14 protein-coding genes are annotated in these 19,953 nt (G+C 64.5%); 9 read left to right on the top strand and 5 right to left on the bottom strand.

Annotated elements, in window-relative coordinates:
• Window positions 1–605: 605 nt before the first annotated feature.
• The 3 genes from pks2 to B4400_RS14820 are packed head-to-tail and all read left to right on the top strand — an operon-like array spanning window position 606 to window position 9,002.
• Window positions 606–6,887, top strand: coding sequence for a sulfolipid-1 biosynthesis phthioceranic/hydroxyphthioceranic acid synthase (gene pks2, locus B4400_RS14830; protein WP_078311055.1), 6,282 nt, complete (start codon window positions 606–608; stop codon window positions 6,885–6,887).
• Window positions 6,888–6,897: 10 nt separating this feature from the next.
• Complete coding sequence (locus B4400_RS14825; RefSeq protein ID WP_078311054.1) at window positions 6,898–8,313, top strand: condensation domain-containing protein; 1,416 nt, start codon at window positions 6,898–6,900, stop codon at window positions 8,311–8,313.
• A gap of 2 nt (window positions 8,314–8,315) precedes the next feature.
• Window positions 8,316–9,002: a GAP family protein gene (locus tag B4400_RS14820; protein WP_078311053.1), complete on the top strand. Its 687-nt coding sequence runs from the start codon at window positions 8,316–8,318 to the stop codon at window positions 9,000–9,002.
• A gap of 67 nt (window positions 9,003–9,069) precedes the next feature.
• Here the strand turns inward: B4400_RS14820 and B4400_RS14815 are convergent, their stop codons facing one another.
• Both B4400_RS14815 and B4400_RS14810 read right to left on the bottom strand, forming a co-directional pair.
• Complete coding sequence (locus B4400_RS14815) at window positions 9,070–9,846, bottom strand: energy-coupling factor transporter transmembrane component T family protein (RefSeq protein WP_078311052.1); 777 nt, start codon at window positions 9,844–9,846, stop codon at window positions 9,070–9,072.
• The gene (locus B4400_RS14810; RefSeq protein WP_078311051.1) at window positions 9,843–11,810 is read right to left on the bottom strand and encodes an ABC transporter ATP-binding protein; all 1,968 of its coding nucleotides are present in this window, start codon (window positions 11,808–11,810) and stop codon (window positions 9,843–9,845) included. The genes B4400_RS14815 and B4400_RS14810 overlap by 4 nt, the downstream gene beginning before the upstream one ends.
• 91 nt (window positions 11,811–11,901) lie before the next feature.
• On the opposite strand from B4400_RS14810, the gene cobA reads away from it, so the two are divergent.
• Together cobA and B4400_RS14800 are read left to right on the top strand one after the other, a co-directional pair.
• Complete coding sequence (gene cobA, locus B4400_RS14805; RefSeq protein WP_078311050.1) at window positions 11,902–13,101, top strand: uroporphyrinogen-III C-methyltransferase; 1,200 nt, start codon at window positions 11,902–11,904, stop codon at window positions 13,099–13,101.
• Between the two features lie 37 nt (window positions 13,102–13,138).
• Window positions 13,139–14,656, top strand: coding sequence for an MFS transporter (locus B4400_RS14800; RefSeq protein WP_078311049.1), 1,518 nt, complete (start codon window positions 13,139–13,141; stop codon window positions 14,654–14,656).
• On the opposite strand, the gene B4400_RS14795 is transcribed toward B4400_RS14800, so the two are convergent.
• Window positions 14,653–15,012, bottom strand: coding sequence for a hypothetical protein (locus tag B4400_RS14795; RefSeq protein WP_078311048.1), 360 nt, complete (start codon window positions 15,010–15,012; stop codon window positions 14,653–14,655). The two genes, B4400_RS14800 and B4400_RS14795, sit on opposite strands and share 4 nt — an antisense overlap.
• Window positions 15,013–15,064: 52 nt before the next feature.
• On the opposite strand from B4400_RS14795, the gene B4400_RS14790 reads away from it, so the two are divergent.
• Together B4400_RS14790 and B4400_RS14785 are read left to right on the top strand one after the other, a co-directional pair.
• Complete coding sequence (locus B4400_RS14790) at window positions 15,065–16,822, top strand: proline--tRNA ligase (RefSeq protein WP_078311153.1); 1,758 nt, start codon at window positions 15,065–15,067, stop codon at window positions 16,820–16,822.
• Window positions 16,819–17,307: an SRPBCC family protein gene (locus tag B4400_RS14785; protein WP_078311047.1), complete on the top strand. Its 489-nt coding sequence runs from the start codon at window positions 16,819–16,821 to the stop codon at window positions 17,305–17,307. Before B4400_RS14790 ends, B4400_RS14785 begins: the two co-directional genes overlap by 4 nt.
• On the opposite strand, the gene B4400_RS14780 is transcribed toward B4400_RS14785, so the two are convergent.
• Both B4400_RS14780 and B4400_RS14775 read right to left on the bottom strand, forming a co-directional pair.
• The gene (locus B4400_RS14780; protein ID WP_078311046.1) at window positions 17,304–17,774 is read right to left on the bottom strand and encodes a ferritin-like domain-containing protein; all 471 of its coding nucleotides are present in this window, start codon (window positions 17,772–17,774) and stop codon (window positions 17,304–17,306) included. The two genes, B4400_RS14785 and B4400_RS14780, sit on opposite strands and share 4 nt — an antisense overlap.
• Window positions 17,771–18,241 carry a hypothetical protein gene (locus B4400_RS14775; protein ID WP_078311045.1) on the bottom strand — a complete coding sequence of 157 codons (471 nt, stop codon included), beginning with the start codon at window positions 18,239–18,241 and terminating at the stop codon, window positions 17,771–17,773. The genes B4400_RS14780 and B4400_RS14775 overlap by 4 nt, the downstream gene beginning before the upstream one ends.
• Before the next feature lie 140 nt (window positions 18,242–18,381).
• Here B4400_RS14775 and rimP point away from each other — a divergent pair, with 140 nt between their 5' ends.
• Both rimP and nusA read left to right on the top strand, forming a co-directional pair.
• The gene (gene rimP, locus B4400_RS14770) at window positions 18,382–18,909 is read left to right on the top strand and encodes a ribosome maturation factor RimP (RefSeq protein WP_078311044.1); all 528 of its coding nucleotides are present in this window, start codon (window positions 18,382–18,384) and stop codon (window positions 18,907–18,909) included.
• Window positions 18,906–19,901: a transcription termination factor NusA gene (gene nusA, locus B4400_RS14765; RefSeq protein WP_078311043.1), complete on the top strand. Its 996-nt coding sequence runs from the start codon at window positions 18,906–18,908 to the stop codon at window positions 19,899–19,901. Before rimP ends, nusA begins: the two co-directional genes overlap by 4 nt.
• The last annotated feature ends 52 nt before the right edge of the window (window positions 19,902–19,953 follow it).

Raw genomic sequence — 19,953 nt, 5'->3', positions numbered from 1 at the left:
GGCGAGACGATCGGCCCCGGGATCCTGGGGCGCCTGGTCGTCTCACCAGTCACAAAACTAATGACAAGTATGCACGGATGTTGATCTGGCGCCGCAGTGGATCTTGGTCGAGGTAAGGCGGCGGAAATTTGCGCTCACGGTGAGTTAATCGCATAAATATTTCATAGCGTCCACCCGGTGAGATATTCGCCGAATATACACGTCTGGCAAACCATGTAAATTGCTGTGAATGATCTGTGTAGGTGTGCGACATGGGCCCGAAAGTGCCTATTTAGCACGGCTTTAACTGGCAGCAGTGCTACGGTGAGCGACTGCTCGGGAGAACGCTCGACCGGAGTAATGGCTAATAGTTACAGATCTCGCTTGAATTGTGAATTCCTTGTTTCCCGGCTATCAATGGGCTGTTAATGCGGGATGTAGTAGGGGTTCGAAAGAGGCCATTGTGCGATGTCGCGCGACTACTTAAGTCGAGACACTGTGATCCTGATCTCCCGAGTCGCGAATTCCTTTCGCGCACCTTATCTTTAGGTCTGTCGGGTTCTACTGCTAGTTGTCTCCAGTTCTACTACCAGGCAGATTGTCGTGTGCGAGGAGGACGTAGCAAGATGAAAAACGCGTCTGTGACCCCAGTTGCAGTTATCGGGATGGGGTGCCGGCTTCCGGGTGGGATCGAGTCACCCGAACAGTTCTGGCAGGCGCTGCTGCGCGGCGAGGACTTCATTACTGAGGTGCCTCCCGCGCGTTGGGACCTGAGTGAGTACTACGACCCCGAATCCGGCGTACCGGGCAAGTCGCCCTCCAAGTGGGGGGCCTTCCTTGATGACGTCGGCGGCTTCGACGCGGACTTCTTCAGCATCAACGAACGTGAGGCCGTCTCGATCGATCCTCAACATCGCGTGTTGCTCGAAACATCTTGGCAAGCAGTGGAACATGCGGGTCTTAATCCACTGACCCTTGCCGGCTCGCAGACCGGTGTGTTCGTGGGAGTGACCCACAACGACTATCAGTTGGTGGCCGCGGACGCGGCAGATCTCGGCGGTCCTTACGGATTCGCGGGAACGAACTTCTGCATGGCATCGGGGCGTATCTCGTACGCCCTGGGTGTGCATGGACCGTCGTTGACGGTCGATGCCGGGTGCGCCGCAGGGTTGGCGACTGTGCATATGGGGTGCCAGAGCTTGGCGGCAGGCGAAAGTGATCTCGTGCTGGCCGGTGGAGTCAACCTGGTCTTGGAGCCGCGCAGGTATGTCGGTGCCTCGCAGCAGCGCATGCTCTCTCCGACTGGGCGTTGCCACACATTCACAGGCGAGGCCGACGGTTTCGTGATGTCTGAGGGCTGCGTCATGATTCTGCTAAAGCGGCTGGACGATGCGGTGCGCGACGGGGACCGGATCTTGGCGGTCGTGCGGGGTACGGCCTCGAATCAGGATGGGCGAACGGTGAATCAGTCGACTCCGTCCGCAGATGCGCAGGCGGCCGCATGCCGCACAGCGCTCGCGGCTGCGGGTGTGGACGCCAATAGCGTTGGGCTGATCGAGGCGCACGGCACCGGTACACCTGTCGGTGATCCCATCGAGTACACGGGCCTGGCGCAGGTATATGGAGTCGACGGGCCCTGTGCGGTGGGGTCGGTGAAGACGAACTTTGGGCACACCATGTCGGCGGCCGGTGCGCTGGGGCTGATGAAGATCGTCCTCGCGGTGGAGCATGGCGTGATTCCGCCTAACCTGCATTTCACCGGGATCCCCGACAAGCTTGCCGGTGTTACGACCAACCTTTTTGTGCCACAATCGGTTAGCCCATGGCCCGGGGAGATTGAGGGCCCGCGGCGGGCCGGGGTATCGGCGTACGGGATGTCGGGCTCCAACGTGCACGCGGTGATTGAGCAGGCTCCGCCCGTGGACTCGCCCGTAGCCCCCGCGACGGAGTCGCCGCTCGGGTCGCAGCTGATCTTCCCGGTGTCGTCGACGTCCGCCGAGGAATTGCGACGAACTGCAGGCAGTTTGGCCGACTGGGTGGCCGAGCGGCCTGACCTTGCTCTCGGCGATGTGGGGTACACCCTGGCGCGCCGAAGGGCGCACCGGTCGGTGCGTACCTCGGTGGTGGCCAGCGGGGCAGAAGAGCTGATCGCGGCGTTGCGTACCGTTGCCGAGGGCGAGGCTCCCTACCCGGCCGCTGTGGCGCAGGATGATCGGGGCCCGGTCTGGTTGTTCTCGGGTCAGGGCTCGCAATGGGCAGGCATGGGTGCTGAATTACTCAGCAAGGAACCGGTATTCGCGGCGACTATCGCCCGCCTCGAACCCCTGATCGCTGCGGAATCCGGGTTCTCGGTAACCGAGGCGGTCTCGGCGCCGGAGACAGTTACCGGTATAGATCGTGTCCAGCCGACATTGTTCGCCATGCAGGTGTCGCTGGCCGCCACCATGGTGTCCTACGGCGTTACCCCGGGCGCGGTGATCGGGCATTCGATGGGCGAGGTTGCCGCGGCAGTCGTGTCCGAAGCGTTGTCGCTCGAAGATGGTGTCAAGGTCATCTGCCGTCGTTCCCAACTGATGTCGCGTATCGCCGGCGCCGGTGCCATGGCGTCCGTCGATCTACCGGCTCAGCAGGTCGTGTCGGAACTGGCTGATCGCGAAATCCACGATGTGGTGCTCGCCGTGGTCGCGTCACCGCAGTCGACGGTGGTCGGCGGTGCGACAGAGACGGTCCGCCAGTTGATCGCCGAATGGTCGGATCGCGGATTGATGGCACGCGAGGTAGCGGTCGACGTCGCGTCGCATTCACCGCAGGTGGACCCCATCCTTGATGACCTCGCCGATGCCCTCGAAGATCTCACGCCGCGGACACCCGTTGTCCCGCTGTACTCTTCGGTCGCATTCGACCCGCGCGAAAAGCCAGTCATGGACGCCGACTACTGGGTGGACAACCTGCGCCATACGGTGCGCTTCGCCGCAGCGGTGCAGGCGGCTCTGGACGACGGGTATCGCGTTTTCGGTGAGCTGGCGCCCCATCCGCTGCTGGTGTATCCGGCGGAACAGACCGCACGCAGCGTGGATATCCCGATGGTCGCGTTGGCCGCTATGCGGCGCGAGCAGGAGTTGCCGCATGGGCTCCGTGACTTCGTGGGAGACCTGTATACGGCGGGCGGCGCCGTGGACTTCTCGGTGCTGTATCCATCCGGGCAACTGGTGGATGTGCCGCTGCCCAGTTGGACACGCCAGTCATATCTGCTGGATCTATCCGCGCAGACGCAGCTGGGGCAGGGCGGTCACACCGTGGCCGTGCACCCTCTACTCGGCGCGCATGTGCGACTGACCGAGGAACCGGAGCGCTACATCTGGCAGGCCGACGTCGGCACAGAGGCGCAGCCGTGGATCGCCGACCATCAGGTCCGTCATGTCGCGGTGTACCCAGGGGCCGCATACTGCGAGATGGCGCTCTCGGCGTCCGCCGCAGTGTTCGGTGAAGGCGCTGTAGTAGAGGATGTTTCGTTTGAGCAACTGCTGACGCTGGGGGAGTCGACACCGATCTCGGCGACGGGCACCGTGAAGTCCCCGGACGTGATCGAGTTCGTGGTGGAAACCCATGACGAAGGGAACACCGCCAAACGCGCCACGGCGGTCTTGGGCAGTGGCGGCGAGTCCGACACTCCCGCGGCGTATGACCTGGCCGCCTTGCGCGCCGAGCACCCTCATCGCGCGGAGGGCGACGAGCTACGAGAGTCTTTCGACGAGAGAGGCGTTCAGTACGGCCCGGCCTTCCAGGGCCTGGCGGCGGCATACCGCGGCGACGAGTCCGTCAGGTCGGTGCTGGCGGAAGTCACTCTGCCGCGCTCTGCCCGGGCGCAGCAGAGCAGCTACATCGTTCACCCCGCCCTTCTGGACGCCTGCTTCCAATCCGTCATCGCGCTCCCGGATGTCCAGGAAGCCAGCAAGGATGCGCTACCGCTTCCCAAGGGTGTGCGCAGTCTGCACGCATACGAATCCGCGCGCTCCACCCAGTACTGCTACACCAGGGTGACCAAGGTGAGTGCGAACGAAGTGGAAGCCGATATCGATCTGCTGGACGAGCATGGCACCGTCCTGGTTGCCGTGCGGGGCTTCCGCTTTGGTACCGGAGCTTCCGATGACGAGCAGCGTGATCAGCTGCTCAACAACCGGCTGCTGGCGATCGAATGGCAGCAGCAGCGGTTGCCTGAGGCGGTACCGAATGCCCCGCGTCGGTGGCTACTGGTCAGCACGGGTGAGACCGTGGACCCGTGGGCGACGGAGCTGATCGATTCACTCAAGCTTCGCGAGAGTGAGGTTGCGCTGATCCAGTGGCGCCCGAATACCGATCGTGTTGCGGCCCTGAAGCTTCTGTACGACCAGCTGGAAGCCGGCGGATTCGAGGGCGTGCTCATCGTGACGGCCCCGGGGGCCGATGGCGGTGCGGATAGGGTCGCCATGCAAGGTGCGGATCAGGTTCGGCATCTGGTGCGGATAACCCGAGAGTTGGTGGACCTCCCAGGCGAACCACCGCGGCTGTACGTGGTGACGCGCAACGCACAGACGGTTGCGCCCGGCGATGTGACCAACTTGGAGCAGGCCGGATTGCGGGGCTTGGTGCGCGTCATCGGCGCCGAGTATCCCCACTTGCGTGTCACGCACATCGATGTCGACGGCCACACCGCGGCCCAGAATGTGGCAGGGGAGCTGGTGTCGGGCTCGGAGGAGGACGAGACGGCATGGCGCGATGACCACTGGTACCGGGCGCGTTTGAACCTGGGTCCGCTCGGCCCCGAGGATTGGCGCAGTACCGTTGCGACACCTAACAACGAGGGCGTGCGGTTCGAGGTTCGCACGCCAGGCGATCTGCAGTCGCTTGGATTTGTCGCGTTCGACCGGGTCGCGCCGGGGCCCGGAGAGATCGAGGTATCGGTCACGGCCACCAGCATCAACTTCGCCGACGTTCTGAATGTCTACGGCCGGTACTCGAGTTTTGAAGGCCGGCAGGAGCTCGGTGTCGACTTCGCGGGTGTGGTGACGGCCGTTGGGGCCGGAGTGACCCAGCATCACGTCGGTGACCGGGTAGGCGGTATGACGCCTACCGGCGCCTGGAGAAGCTTCGTGGTGGTCGATGCAAACCTTGCGGCGACGCTCCCGGTGGAGGTACCCGATAGGGAGGCGGCCGCTGTCCCGGGTGCGCATGTCACCGCGTGGTACGGGCTGCACGAGCTCGCCAGGATCTCCGCACGTGACAAGGTGCTGATCCATTCCGGCACCGGTGGTGTCGGGCAGGCGGCCATCGCCATCGCGCGTGCCGCCGGGGCAGAGATCTACGCCACTGCGGGCAGCGCGGAACGACGGGACCTGTTGCGCAGCTGGGGAATCAAGCACGTCTACGATTCCCGCAGCACGGATTTCGCCGAGCTGATCCGCCGCGATACCGACGGTTACGGGGTCGACATCGTGCTCAATTCGCTCACCGGTGCCGCGCAGCGGGCAGGTGTGGAACTGTTGACCTTCGGTGGCCGCTTCATCGAGATCGGCAAGCGCGATATCTACGGTGACACCCGGCTGGGTCTGTTCCCATTCCGCCGAAACCTGTCGTTCCACGCTGTCGATCTCGTCCTGGTGGCGAAGACGCGGCCGGAAGCGATCTACCGGACGCTCACCGCTCTGTATCAGCAGATGGCGGACGGCGTGCTCCCGTTGCCGGAGATCTCATCCTCTCCATTGCAGGACGCCGCCGAGTCGATCCGTGTGATGGGTGCTGCGGGACATACCGGAAAGCTCGTTCTGGACCTGCCGAAGGCGGGCAAGGTCGACGCGGTGATCCCGGCGTCGCATGCGCCGGCGTTCCGCCGGGAGGGTGCGTACGTGATCACCGGTGGCCTCGGCGGGTTGGGCTTGTTCCTGGCGAAGAAGCTGGCGGCTGCTGGAGTCGGCCGGGTCATACTCAACGGACGCAGCGCCCCGAAGCCGGACGCGCTGGAGGTTATCGAGCAGATCCGGCAGGGCGGTGTCGAGATCGACGTAGTGCTCGGCGATATCGCCGAGCAGGAGACGGCACAGCGTCTGGTTGCTGCCGCTACGGAAACCGGAAAGCCCGTGCGTGGCGTGCTTCATGCCGCAGCGCTGGTACACGATGCCACGCTCGCCAATATCACCGACGAGCTGATCGACCGCGGCGACTGGCGGCCGAAGGTGCACGGTGCCTGGAACCTGCACGAGGCCACCGCCGATCAGCCGCTGGACTGGTTCTGCTCCTTCTCGTCGATCGCGGCGCTGGTGGGCTCACCGGGGCAGGGTGCGTACGCGGCGGCCAACAGCTGGCTGGACGGATTCACGCACTGGCGACGGGCCCAGGGGCTGCCGGCAACCGTCATCGCCTGGGGTGCCTGGTCGGAGATCGGGCAGGGCACCCACCTGGCGGAGAACGCGGATGCGGCCATCCTCCCGGACGAGGGCGCCTATGCCTTCGACACGGTGCTTCGGCACAACCGGGCCTACACCGCCTATGCGCCGATGGCCGGCATATCGTGGCTGGCCGACTTCGTCGAGCGGAGTCCGTTTGCGCAAGCATTCCGGGATGCGGGTCAAACGCAAACGGAGACAAACAAGTTCCTCGACGAGCTCAGGTCCTTGCCCCGCGAGGAGTGGCCGACCCGGCTACGGAAGTTGGTCGCCGAGCAGGTTGGTTTGGTGCTGCGCCGCTCCATCGACCCGGACCGATCCCTGCCGGACTACGGCCTGGATTCGTTAGGCAATCTGGAAATTCGTACCCGTATCCAGGCGGACACCGGCGTCCGTATCGGTCCGGCCGATGTATCGACAGTGCGCTCATTGGCGTCGCACCTGTACGACAAGTTGGCCGAACAGGAATCCGAAGTCGCATCGTCATAAGGGGATTGAAATGCGTGGTGGACCAGTAACGGTGTCGTTGACCGACAAGTGGGAGCCGTCCGCGGGATCGGTGATCACCTGGCAGCCTTCACCGGCGTCGTACGCGAAGGCTCTTGAAGCGCCGGTGAGCGAGATCCCGCCGAGCTTCATGCAGGTGCAGCATTTGCGCACGTACCTGCGGCAGGCAGCCAAGGGACTCGACTTCTCACGGGTGCTCGTTTTCACGCTGGATATGCCGGGCCGGTGCGACAAACGCGCCATGGGGCACGTGATCAACGCGCACCTGCGGCGGCACGACACGTACCGGAGCTGGTTCTCGCTCGACGATGAGCAGAACATTGTCCGGCGCACGATTGCCGATCCGGCAGACGTGGAGTTCGTTCAGGTCAAACTGGGTGAGATGACATCGGACGAGGTACGGGAGCTGGTGGTCTCGGAGACCCCGGATCCGTTCCGGTGGGACTGCTTCCGGTTCGGAATCGTCCAGAGCTCAGGACATTTCACCTTCTACTTCAGCGTTGACCATCTGCATCTGGACGCCACCTTCGCGCGTCTGCTGATCATGGAGATCCTGATGGGATACAAGGCGCTGGTCCAGGGCGGCGCGCCCATTGAGCTTCCGCCCGCAGGCAGCTATGACGACTACTGCATCCGCCAGCACGAATTCCTTTCCGGATTGACCCCCGACTCCGAGCCGGTGCGCGATTGGGTTCGGTTCGCCGAGAACAACCGTGGCAGCCTCCCGGATTTCCCTCTGCCACTGGGGGATCACTCGGTGCCCTCCGGGACCTCGATCATCACCGAACAGCTGTTGGATGAGCAGCAGGCACTGACGTTCGAGTCCATCTGCGTGGATGCGGGTGCCCGGTTCATCGGCGGTGTGATGGCGGCACTCGGATTCGCCGAGCGCGAATTGACCGGTACCGATACGTATTACGGGATCACGCCGAGTGATGCCCGAGCGGAAGCCGATATGTTCACGACGGGATGGTTTACGGGGCTCGTCCCGATATCGGTGCCCGTCGACGGGACTTTCGGTGCTGCCGCCGTGGCGGCACAGGAATCCTTTGACCGCGGCAGGCAGCTGGTGAATGTTCCGTTCTACCGGGTGCTGGAACTGGTGCCGGAGCTCAACTGGCCCCGGCCGTATCACCCGATGATCAACTTCTTCGACGGTGGCGCTCCGCCACTTTCGCAGTTGTTCACCAACCCGCTGCTGGTCAGTAATCCCATCGGTCTGTACGCGGAGAGCAAGTCGGTGTACCAGCTGACGATCTTTATCTCGCGGTTCCCGACAGAGACGACGCTGATGATCGCGTACCCGGAAAACCCCATCGCGCGGGAATCGATCACCCGCTACGTAGACCTAGTGAAGTCCATATTCACGCGGGTCTGCCAGCAGAATGACGTTGTGCCCGCGCGGTAGTCATGTGGACCATCGTTTTGTTGATGGCACTGGGAGTGAGTGTTGAGCCCACCCGACTGGGCTTGACGGTCGTTATGCTGAACAGGCCGAGACCGCTGTTACAGCTATTCGTCTTTCTCTGCGGTGCCTTTGTCATGGGGTTAAGCCTGGGGCTCACACTGCTGTTTGTCCTGCGGGTGTCACCCATGGGGAACGCAGACGTTTCGGGTCCTTATATCCAAGTCGGGCTTGGTGTTCTCGCGTTGTTGGTGGCGGCGGTGTTGGCCATTACGGCTTCGATCCGCAGGGCTCCAGCGGCGCCGCGTGCACCGAGGTCGGGCTTCGCGGACAAGCTGACGGCGCGAGTCCGTGGTTTCCTACGGAACAACTCACTGTGGGTGGCAGGGGTCAGCGGATTGGGAATTGCCTTGCCGTCGGCGGACTTTCTGGCGGTGATCGCGCTCATCCATGCCTCGGGTGCCACACAGCCCATACAGTCCATGGCGCTGCTCTTCTTCAACGCGGTCGCCTTCTCGATGGTCGCGCTGCCGCTGCTGAGTTATGCGGCCATGCCGACACGGACTTACGAGATGGTGTCGTCCCTGCATACCTGGGTGCGGACGCGGCGACGGATTGACGTCGCGGCGATTGTGGCGGTCCTCGGTCTGATCATCCTTACTCTAGGAGCGATCGGGATTCTTCGCGCCTAATGCTGGTGGAGTCCAGCTGGTGGGGTATCCATTCGGTGGTGCCATTGGTGGGGCTCCGAGCCCACCTTCAGCTCAGCGCCAACGCGAGTGCGAAGACCCCGATAAGCACTGTTGCCGCAAACGCGTCACGCCATCCCGGATAGGCCGGGTGCGCCGAGATCCGCCCCGCACCGCCCCGTGCCGTGATGGCGTCGCCCATCTCGGTGGCCCGACGGAGTGAGACGACCATCGCGGCGGTGCAGAGATCAACGACTTCCGCACGCCGCGAGGGCTTCTCGGGCTGAGGCGGCTGGAGTCTGCGTGCGGCCGCTAACAGGCGGAACTCCTCGGACAGCATGGGGAACATTCGGAACGCCAGGGAAATGGTGACCGCCCAGTCGTCGACAGGTACACGCAAGACGCGCAGCGGCCGACACAAGAGCGCCACCGCTGGGGCGATATCGGCTACTTGGGTGGTCCACGAGATGACCGCGCCGAGACCGATCAGAACCAGGCCGAGCGATGTGACGCGCAGGAAATCCAGGAAACCGCCGACACCGACGGTGGCCGGTCCGAGCGTCAGCTCGGGAGCTCCACCGTTGACGATGGTGAATAAGCTGCCCGCCACCACAAGCAACGCGACCCAGCGCGGAACGGACGGGACACACCTGGGGGAGATCCTGGCGAGTGCCGCCGTGACGAGAATAAGCAGGGCGACAAGCCCAATCGCTGTCCAGGACGGCATGATGGTCAGTAGCACCGATATCGCCAACGCGGCAATGAGTTTCGTTCCCGCCCAGAGCGCGTGGATGGGAGACGGCCCGGGCACCGGCCGCATGAGCATCAACGGACGTCGCTGACTCATCCGGCGGTCACCAACTCACCTTGCTCGAGACGAATGGTGCGGGGACACAGCGGGGACAAGCTGTCGGTGTCATGAGATATCACGATGACGGCCTGCCCCTGGTTGCGGATGCGCACCAAGAGATCGATGAGGTCGGCCTGCGCGTCAACGTCCAGACCCGCCAATGGCTCGTCGAGAATCAGCAGGCGTGGCGAGCGGGCCAGCAGTCCGGCCAGGGCGACTCGCCGCAGCTGTCCGCCGCTGAGCCGATCGATAAGAACCCCACCGATGTTCGGATCCAGGCTGACCGAGGCCAAGGCCCGAGCAATGCTGTCGGTATCCGAGGCCGAGTACCCGGCCAGCGCGGCCACCGCCGCACCGGCATGCCCCCGCAGCAGTTGCAGTCTGGCGGCCTGGAAGCACAACGCCACCGCACCAACCTGTTCCGCGGCGGGACGGCCATCGAGCAGGCATTGACCCGCTGAGGGATCCAGCAGGCCCGCCATGATCCAGGCCAGGGTGGACTTGCCGGAACCGTTGCCGCCACAAAGCAGCATCCCGTCGCCGGAACGAACCTGAAAAGAGATGTCCCGGAGTACTGATTGCGACCATGGTGTTCCGGCCGCGTAATCGAAAGAGACTCCCTGTACATCGAGAATCGTTTCGCCGCTGTCAGATTCGATGGGGGATGGGCGCTGCGCAGGCTCACGCGCGTCCGCGTTGCCGCTGCTGCCCAGTGACACCACCCGATCGGCGGCATTCGCCTCCTGTGGGTAATGCGTGATGTGTACCAGCCCCAAACGATGGTGCGCGGTGAGTCCATCGAGCACCTTGATGAGTGTCTGCCTGCCGGTGTGGTCGACCATGGTGGTCACCTCATCGGCGATCAGGAGAGCGGGATCCCGGGCCAATGCCGAGGCGACCGCGAGCCGCTGGAGCTCTCCGCCTGAGAGTCCTGCGGTGTCCCGATCGCCCATCCCGCCGAGACCCACCTCAACGAGCAGGCTTTCGATGTCGATCTCGCGGTCATGCGGCAGCCCCCACACGATGTCGTCGCCAATGCGTAGCCCCAGTACCTGACTCTCGGGGTGTTGCAGGACCAGCGCTGTCCCGCCCACCTGGCCCAGACCCACTCCGGCGGGGCGTTCGATGGTCCCGGTCGTGGGTGTGATCCCCGCCAAGATGCGCATCAGGGTGGACTTGCCGGAGCCATTGGCACCGGTCACCGCGATGTGCTCGCCGATATCGACGCTCATGGTCACCGGGGCCAGCGCATCCCGGTCGGCGCCGGCGTATCGATATCCGGCGTTGGTGAGCACGGTCGGCAGCGGGCCGGGCGGAACGTCCTCGTGAGGGGCGGGCAGCGTGCCCACGGACGCGAGGTCGGTAACTTCCTCGAGCCGTCGTAGGACAGGAGTCAGGACCCGCCATCCGAACGAGGTTCCGAAGATGACGATGAGCCATACCGATACCCCAAAGAACCAGGGCCAGTGCACGATCCAACCCTGCACGGCATGGTCCAATCCCGCCGCGGCGCGGCCGAGCAGCGGCACGCCATCCAACAGCGTGGCGAACCCGCCGACATTGGCGGCCACCGCACCCAGAACGACCTCGCGAAGATTCCTCAAGGCTGCGAACACGCCGACACAGAACCAGGAGACCAGCACGCCCCACAGCGCCGCGACGGCCAACATGGTTGCCGCGCCGCGGTTTCGGCGCCTCACCTGGCCGGCGATCGCACCCATGTATGCGCACGTCAGCGCCGAAACCAGCCCGCCGAATCCCGCGATCAGGAAGCTGATGAGGCCGGCGGCGACACATGCCGCCAAGGCCACCCGGATGCGATGCCGGTAACAGAGCACCCCCATCGGGACGGCCCCCAACCAGGCGAACACCACCGCGCCCGGCAGCACGATGGAGACCACGGCGATAGCCCCCATGAGGGCGGCGGTCATCGCGGCCTGGGCTAACTCCGCGGGTTGCATGCGATGGGATTGCACGGTGCTTGATTACAGCACGGACCGCTCGGAGCATGGCCGACCTGCCACGCGAAGTCATCCCACGTAAACTCGCGCGGTGACTCATGACGCCTACCTCGTCGGCCTTCGCCTCGCGGGACGCAAGGTCGTAGTCGTCGGCGCCGGATCCGTCGCGCAGCGGCGTCTCGGGCTGTTGATCGCCAGCGGCGCCGATGTCCACGTGATTGCCCCCAGCGCCACCCCCGCAGTCGAAGGCATGGCCTCGATCACCCTCGACCTCAGGCCGTATCAGGACGGCGATCTCGATGGGGCGTGGTACGCCATCGCCTGCACCGACGCCCCGGAGGTCAACGCCGCGGTGGTGTCCGAAGCGGACCGACGTCACATCTTCTGTGTCCGGGCTGACGCCGCCCGGGAGGGCACTGCGGTCACCCCGGCGTCCTTTAATCACGACGGCATCGCGGTCGGTGTTTTGACCGGTGGTCAGCACAGGCGGTCAGCCGCCCTGCGTTCAGCCATCCACGAGGCGTTGCAGCGCGGGCTCATCACCGAAATCGCCGAAACAAGGCCAGTGGGCGTGGCACTCGTCGGCGGGGGACCGGGTGATCCTGATCTCATTACCGTCCGTGGACGCCGGCTCCTGGCTCAGGCCGATGTGGTTGTCGCCGACCGGCTTGCTCCCGCCGAACTTCTCGCCGATCTGGGACCCCACGTCGAGGTCATCGACGCCGCGAAGATCCCCTACGGCCGCGCGATGGCTCAGCAGGAGATCAATCGGGTGCTCATTGAACGGGCGCAGGAAGGCAAGTTCGTCGTCCGTCTGAAGGGTGGGGACCCGTTCGTCTTCGCCCGTGGCTACGAAGAGGTGCTGGCTTGCGCCGAGGCGGGCGTCCAGGTGACCGTCGTACCGGGTGTGACCAGCGCAATCTCCGTTCCTGCGGCTGCCGGGGTGCCCGTCACCCATCGTGCGGTCAACCACGAGTTCGTGGTGGTCAGCGGACACGTCGCGCCGGGACATCCGGAATCGTTAGTCAATTGGGATGCGCTTGCTGCCTTGAAGGGGACCATCGTGTTGCTGATGGCCGTCGAGCGCATCGAGCAGTTCGCGAAGGTGCTCATCGATGGTGGCCGACCTGCGGATACCCCGGTGCTGGTGGTGCAACACGGCACGACTGATGAGCAACGCGTGCTGCGCGCCGACCTTGCCAGTGCGCCAGAGCGCATTCGCTCGCAGGGCATTAGGCCGCCGGCAATCATCGTCATCGGCCCCGTTGCTGCGTACGGCGCCTCTTTGTGACCTAAGGGCACGTTAAGAGGACGGTAAGGTGTCCTCCATGCCTGCCCTCAGCGTCGAGCAGCTCACTCAAAAGGCGCGAGAACTTCTGCCGTCCCGGCACTACCTGTATGCCGTCATCGCGATTGCCGGTATGCAGTTCCTGGCCACCATGGACGGCACCATCGCGGTCGTCACACTGCCCAAGATTCAGGCCGAGCTGCACCTCAACGATGCCACCCGAAGCTGGGTCATCACCGCGTACATGCTGTCCTTTGGCGGGCTGATGTTGCTCGGTGGACGCCTCGGTGACACCTTCGGCCGCAAGCGCGTCTTCATCGGTGGTATCGCGCTGTTCACCCTCGCGTCCATCGGGGTGGGTCTCGCGCAGGAGGACATCGGCCTGGCTGTCTTCCGTCTCATCCAGGGCGTGGGTGCGGCCGTCGCATCTCCCACCGCGCTGGCATTGGTCGCGACCACGTTCCCCAAGGGGCCGCTGCGTACCGCGGCCGTCGCGGTGTTCGGTGCCATGACGGGGGTGGGTTCCATCGCCGGACTGATTGTCGGCGGTGCGCTGGCCGAAGTGTCCTGGCGTCTGGCGTTCCTTATCAATGTGCCTGCCGGTGCGCTCATGATCTATCTCGCCGTGCGGTCGCTGTCCGAGACCGAACGTGAACCGATGAAGCTCGACGTCACGGGATCGGTGCTGGCGACACTCGGCTGTACCGCCGCGGTGTTCGGCTTCACTCAGGGCCCCGACCGTGGCTGGGATTCCCCCTACACGATCGTGTCGCTGATCGTCGCCGCCGTGCTCCTGATCGCATTCCTGCTCGTCGAACGCACCGCGGAGAACCCGGTGCTGCCGCTTAGCCTGTTCAAGGACCGCAATCGGGTCGCTACCTTCGCGGCGATTTTCATGGCAGGCGGGGTGCTCTTCACCCTGACCATCACCATCGGCCTGTACATGCAGGACCTGATGAAATACAGCCCGCTGCGAACCGGCGTCTCTGCTATTCCGTTCGTCGTCGGCATGGGAATCGGTTTGGCCCTGTCGTCGCAACTCGTCACGCGCATGGCGCCTCGGGTGCTGATTCTGTGCGGTGGCGTCGTGGTGTTTGGCGCGATGCTGTACGGCTCGACGGTCGACCGGACCATCGATTACTTCCCGGATTTCGCGACGCTCATCTTCGTCGGTGGACTCGGCATCGGCACCATCGTGGTGCCGGTGATCCTCTCGGCCATCACCGGCGTGGATGCCGACCGCATCGGGCCGCTATCCGCCATTTCTCTCATGCTGCAGAACCTGGGTGGCCCCATCGTTCTGGTGATCATCCAGGCGATCATCACCTCGCGCACGCTGTATCTGGGCGGAGCCAAGGGGCCCGTGCAGAACATGAACCAAGCGCAGCTGCACGCCCTCGACCACGGCTACACCTACGGCCTCTTGTGGATCGCCGGAACAGCTGTGCTGGTCGGAGTGGCGGCGTTGTTCATCAGCTACACCGCTGCCGACGTCGCGCATGCGCAGAAGGCACAGTCGGCGCACGACCAGGGCCTGGACGAAGAACAACCGGCCTAGCAGTCCTGCGGGGTGTAGTCCCCGGCACGGAACAGCAGTCCGTTGGTGACGGGGATGCCGTCGTTGACGGTGATGTGACAGGACATCCGGAACACGCTCGGAGGTCCGGCCGCGGTCACCCGAAGAACCGGTGAAGCTCCGTTGAGCTTCACCGTGCGCTCCCAGTAATACCCGGCGAACGTGTGTCCGGACTCCTCCCGGAGCTGATTCCCGTCTTGGTACGAGACGGTGAAGTCGGCATTGCCGATTCCAATTGCCGACAACGAATATTTGACCGTGGCCGGGGCGGCGTCGGCCGGTGCCGCGACTCCCAGGCCGAACATCGCCACCGCCGGAATGATCGCCCACGCACGCATGCGCTCGATGCTAGCCGGAGGCCTCGACGGCGCGCCGATATGCTGTGCAACCGTGATTACCCGACTTTCCGAGCTATTCGTACGCACGCTGCGCGACGACCCGGCCGACGCCGAGGTTCCCAGCCACAAGCTGCTCATCCGTGCGGGCTATGTGCGGCCCATCGCGCCGGGTGTCTACAGCTGGCTGCCGCTCGGCCTTCGGGTCCTCCGCAAGATCGAGAACATCGTCCGCGAAGAGATGAATGCCATTGGCGGCCAGGAGATCCTGCTGCCGGCTCTGCTTCCGCGCGCACCGTATGAGACCACGAACCGATGGACCGAGTACGGCGATTCGCTGTTCCGGCTCAAGGACCGGCGCGACAACGACATGATGCTGGGCCCCACCCACGAGGAGCTCTTCGCGCTCACCGTGAAGGGGGAGTACAGCTCCTACAAGGATTTCCCGGTCATCCTCTACCAGGTCCAGACGAAGTACCGGGACGAGGCGCGTCCGCGTGCGGGCATTCTGCGTGGGCGCGAATTCGTTATGAAGGATTCGTATTCCTTCGACACCTCCGATGACGGGCTCAAGACGGCTTATCACGCGCACCGTGAGGCGTACCAACGGATCTTCGGCCGGCTGGGCCTGGACTATGTGATTGTGGCCGCCACGTCAGGAGCCATGGGCGGTAGTGCATCCGAGGAGTTCCTCGCCGAAAGTCCCACTGGGGAAGACACTTTCGTTCGATGCGTGGAATCCGGATATGCCGCCAACGTCGAGGCGGTTGTCACACCGGCACCGCCGGCGCGGTCCGTCGAAGGACTTCCCGAAGCAGTGGTGCACGAGACGGGTGACACTCCGACCATCGCGACTCTGGTGGACTGGGCGAACTCCGCCGATCTCGGCAGGCCCGTGACGGCGGCGGACACTCTCAAGAACATTCTGCTGAAGGTGCGCCAGCCCGGTGGTGAGTGGGAGCTGCTCGCCGTTGGCGTACCCGGGGATCGTGAGATTGACGACAAGCGCCTCGGTGCCGCGCTGGAGCCCGCCGAGTACGAGCTGCTCGGTGACGCGGACTTTGCCAAGCATCCGTTCCTAGTGCGCGGCTACATCGGACCGAAGGGATTGATCGCGAACGGTGTTCGCTACCTGGTCGACCCTCGGATCGTGGAGGGCACCAGCTGGATCACCGGTGCCGATGAACCCGGCAAGCACGTGGTCAACCTGGTCGCCGGTCGCGACTTCGCCCCCGATGGAACCATCGAGGCCGCCGAGGTCCGCGACGGTGACCCTTCGCCCGACGGTGGCGGGCAACTGGTGTCGGCACGCGGGATCGAGATCGGCCACATTTTCCAGTTGGGCCGCAAGTACACCGACGCATTTACTGTCGACGTGCTCGGCGAGAACGGCAAACCGGTGCGGCTCACCCAGGGCTCCTACGGTGTCGGCGTCTCGCGGCTGGTGGCCGTCGTCGCCGAGCAGCAGCATGACGAGCTCGGGCTGCGCTGGCCCGCCGCGGTATCGCCGTTCGATGTGCACGTCGTCATCGCCAACAAGGACGACGCCGCGCGGGCGGGGGCCGAGCAGCTTGCCGCCGACCTGGATCGGCTGGGGCATGAGGTGCTGCTCGATGACCGCACCGTCTCGCCGGGGGTCAAGTTCAAGGACGCCGAGCTGCTTGGTGTGCCCTGGATCGTGGTGATCGGCCGCGGTTGGGCCGACGGAACCCTCGAATTGCGCAACCGGTTCACCGGGGAGGCGCAGTCCATTGCGGTGGCCGACGCTGTGACGTCCGTCACGGAGGCGATTTCGGTAGGCGATAAGGTATAGACATGCCGTCTTTTAAGCTTGCCCCGCTGGTCGAAAGCGATTTCAACACAAGCGATTTCGTGTATACGTTCTCCACCCCGCTGCCCAAGGATGCGGCGACGGTGTGGGCCGAGCTCAATGGTGAAAGTCCGCTGCACTGGTGCAAAGCCATCAACAAGATCAGCTGGACGTCGCCGGAGCCGCGGGGCGTGGGCTCCACCCGCACCGCCAAGCTCGCGCTTCCCGGTGCCGCGGTCAACGAGCGGTTCATTGTGTGGGAGGAGAGCCCCGAGCGGTACCGCAACGCGTTCACCGTCGAGACGGCGACCTTCCCGGGCACCAAACGGTTCGGTGAGCTCTACGAGGTGGTGGGCACCGCGACGGGCTCGCTGTTCACCTGGAGCTTCTTCATCGAGCCGTCTCTCGGCTTCACCCGCCACCTCAAGCCGGTGATCCGTCGTGGGCTGTCCGGTCTGATCACCGACACCCAGAAGCACTTCGCCTAGGTTTCGGTTCCTCCTGGGAACGCGATACTGGCGGGCGTGATGTCCGCGGTGACCCGCCACCGCGCCGCGCGGATCGCGCTCTCTGTGAGCATCCGGACAGCGAATCCACGATCATCACCGTTGTCGGCCTGTTCGGCGACGGCGCGCCAGCGCGCGGCCGTGTCCGCCTCGACCTGCAGCGCCAACGTGGTGGCGTCGGCGGGGGTGTTCACCGGGAACGGAGTCTTGTAGCCGGCGGCGGCGACCGGTGCGGTCACCGAACGGCCACGTAGCTTGGCGATGCATTCCTCGCGGCATAGCCGGTGTTCGATGAGGCACTCGGTGACCAGCCAGTTGTTGTCGGGCACCGAGTGCGCCGATACCAGCCCGTACGCATAGATGGCGGCGTGTTCATTGGCCAGGGCGTCGGCCAGTGCGGTGTCATCGGCCGAGGCGGGCGGCTGCGGTGTGGGTTCGGTCGTTGTCATGGCAAGTCAACCTCGGCTGCCGAGGCACAGGCTGCGCTGATCGAGGCCAGCAATCCGGCGCGGTATCCGCTCTGTTTCGTCGCCAGGTCCATCGCTGATCTCGAGGAGTCCTTGAGTTGGGTCTTGATCTGCCCGACCTGTGGTGGCGGTGATGCCGGCGATGTGGTGGTGCTGGACGGCGGCGTGGTCGTGGTCGCGCCCGGGATGCGGGCGAGCTCCCTGGTCAGTGCGACACCGTGCGCGCGGCGGATTGCCGCGACGGCCGTTAGCGCGGGTGCCAGCTCGGCATTGGCGGTGGCCGCTGCGGCTGCCGATGTGGCATCGCGCTGCGCGAGGTCGATCTGGATCAGCAGGTCGTCCACCTCGGGTTTGGCATCGGGTGTCTGCTGGCACGCGGCGGCCACGACGGCAACGCCCAGCGCGGCGCCGCCGATCAACAGGTCGCGGCGCGACAGGCTTTTGGGCATTCGCCCATCCTGCCAGTGCGCGCGGTTAGCGCATGACAGCCCTCGCCGGGCGTAAGGTGGAGTGCTGGTCAGGACGAGAGTCCGGCTAGTGTGTGCAAGCTGAACCGCCCGACAACTCAAGATGAGGAGCCACAAACGCCATGGGGCTGCCATCCGATGACCAGGTGATCGAGCTGCTCGCTCCCGAGTTCTCCCGGTCAGGCGTCGAGATCGAGAGTGTCGTCGTTAACGACGACACGGTTCCTGCCCGCATCACGATCGTGGTCGACTCGGACTCTCCGGTGGACTTGGACGCGGTCGCCGCGCTGAGTCGCACCGCATCGGCATTCTTGGACGAGGCGGATACCGGCTGGGAGGCCTACGAGCTGGAAATCACCACACCCGGAGTCGACCGTCCGCTGACCACTCCGGTGCATTTTCGACGTGCCCACGGCCGGATGGCGCAGATTCGCCTCGCCGACGGTGAGGATCTGCTCGGCCGCATCGGCATCGCGAACGAAGACGGAATACAAGTGGTGGTGCGTAAACCGGTCAAGGGCACCGGCTGGACCGTCCGTGATCTCGCGTTCTCCGATATTGAGAGTGCGGTCGTGCAGGTGGAGTTCACAACGCCCAACCCGCAGGAACTAAATCTGGCTGGGGCAGCCGAAACTGGAGGTGGCGCATGAATATCGATCCCGCAGCGGTAAACCTGATGGCTGCCGATAAGGGCATCACCGTCGATGAGGCGATTGACATCATCAAATCGGCGCTGTTGACGGCCTACCGGCATACCGACGGGCATGAGCCCAACGCGCGTATCGAACTCGATCGCAAGACGGGTGTGGTCCGTGTCTTGGCCCGCGAGACCGATGAGGACGGCAATCTCATCACCGAATGGGATGCCACGCCTGAGGGATTCGGGCGTATCGCTGCCACCACCGCACGGCAGGTGTTCCAGCAGGGCGTGCGTGACGCGGAGAACGAGCACAAGTTCGGTGAGTTCTCCACGCGCGAGGGCGAGATCGTCGGCGGAGTGATTCAGCGCGACGCTCGGGCCAACGCGCGGGGGCTTGTCGTGGTCCGCATGGGTAGCGAGACGAAGGGATCCGAGGGTGTCATCCCGGCAGCCGAGCAGGTGCCGGGCGAGGACTACCGTCACGGAGATCGGTTGCGCTGCTATGTTGTTGGTGTATCCCGCGGCGCACGTGAGCCGTTGATCACACTGTCGCGGACGCACCCGAATCTGGTGCGCAAGCTGTTTTCGCTCGAGGTGCCGGAGATTCACGACGGCTCCGTGGAGATCGTCGCGGTTGCCCGTGAAGCGGGGCACAGGTCCAAGATCGCGGTGGCCTCGAAGGTTTCCGGGCTCAACGCCAAGGGCGCCTGCATCGGCCCGATGGGGCAGCGGGTACGCAATGTGATGAGCGAGCTCGCCGGCGAGAAGATCGACATCATCGATTACGACCCGGATCCCGCGCGGTTCGTCGCGAACGCACTCTCACCCGCCAAGGTGGTATCTGTGTCGGTCATCGATGAGGCGGGTAAGGCTGCCCGCGTCATCGTCCCGGATTTCCAGCTGTCTCTGGCGATCGGCAAGGAGGGGCAGAACGCCCGCCTCGCGGCCCGTCTCACCGGATGGCGCATCGACATCAGAAGTGATGCAGACCCCGACAACTAGCACCGAGTAGCGCTAGGTACTGACCAAAGTCCCTATCGCCAGATAACTTGCA

This window comes from Mycobacterium sp. D16Q13 (assembly GCF_002013375.1).
In the GTDB taxonomy this organism is placed as follows: Bacteria; Actinomycetota; Actinomycetes; order Mycobacteriales; family Mycobacteriaceae; genus Mycobacterium.
This window is presented reverse-complemented; position numbering and strand designations above follow the sequence as displayed.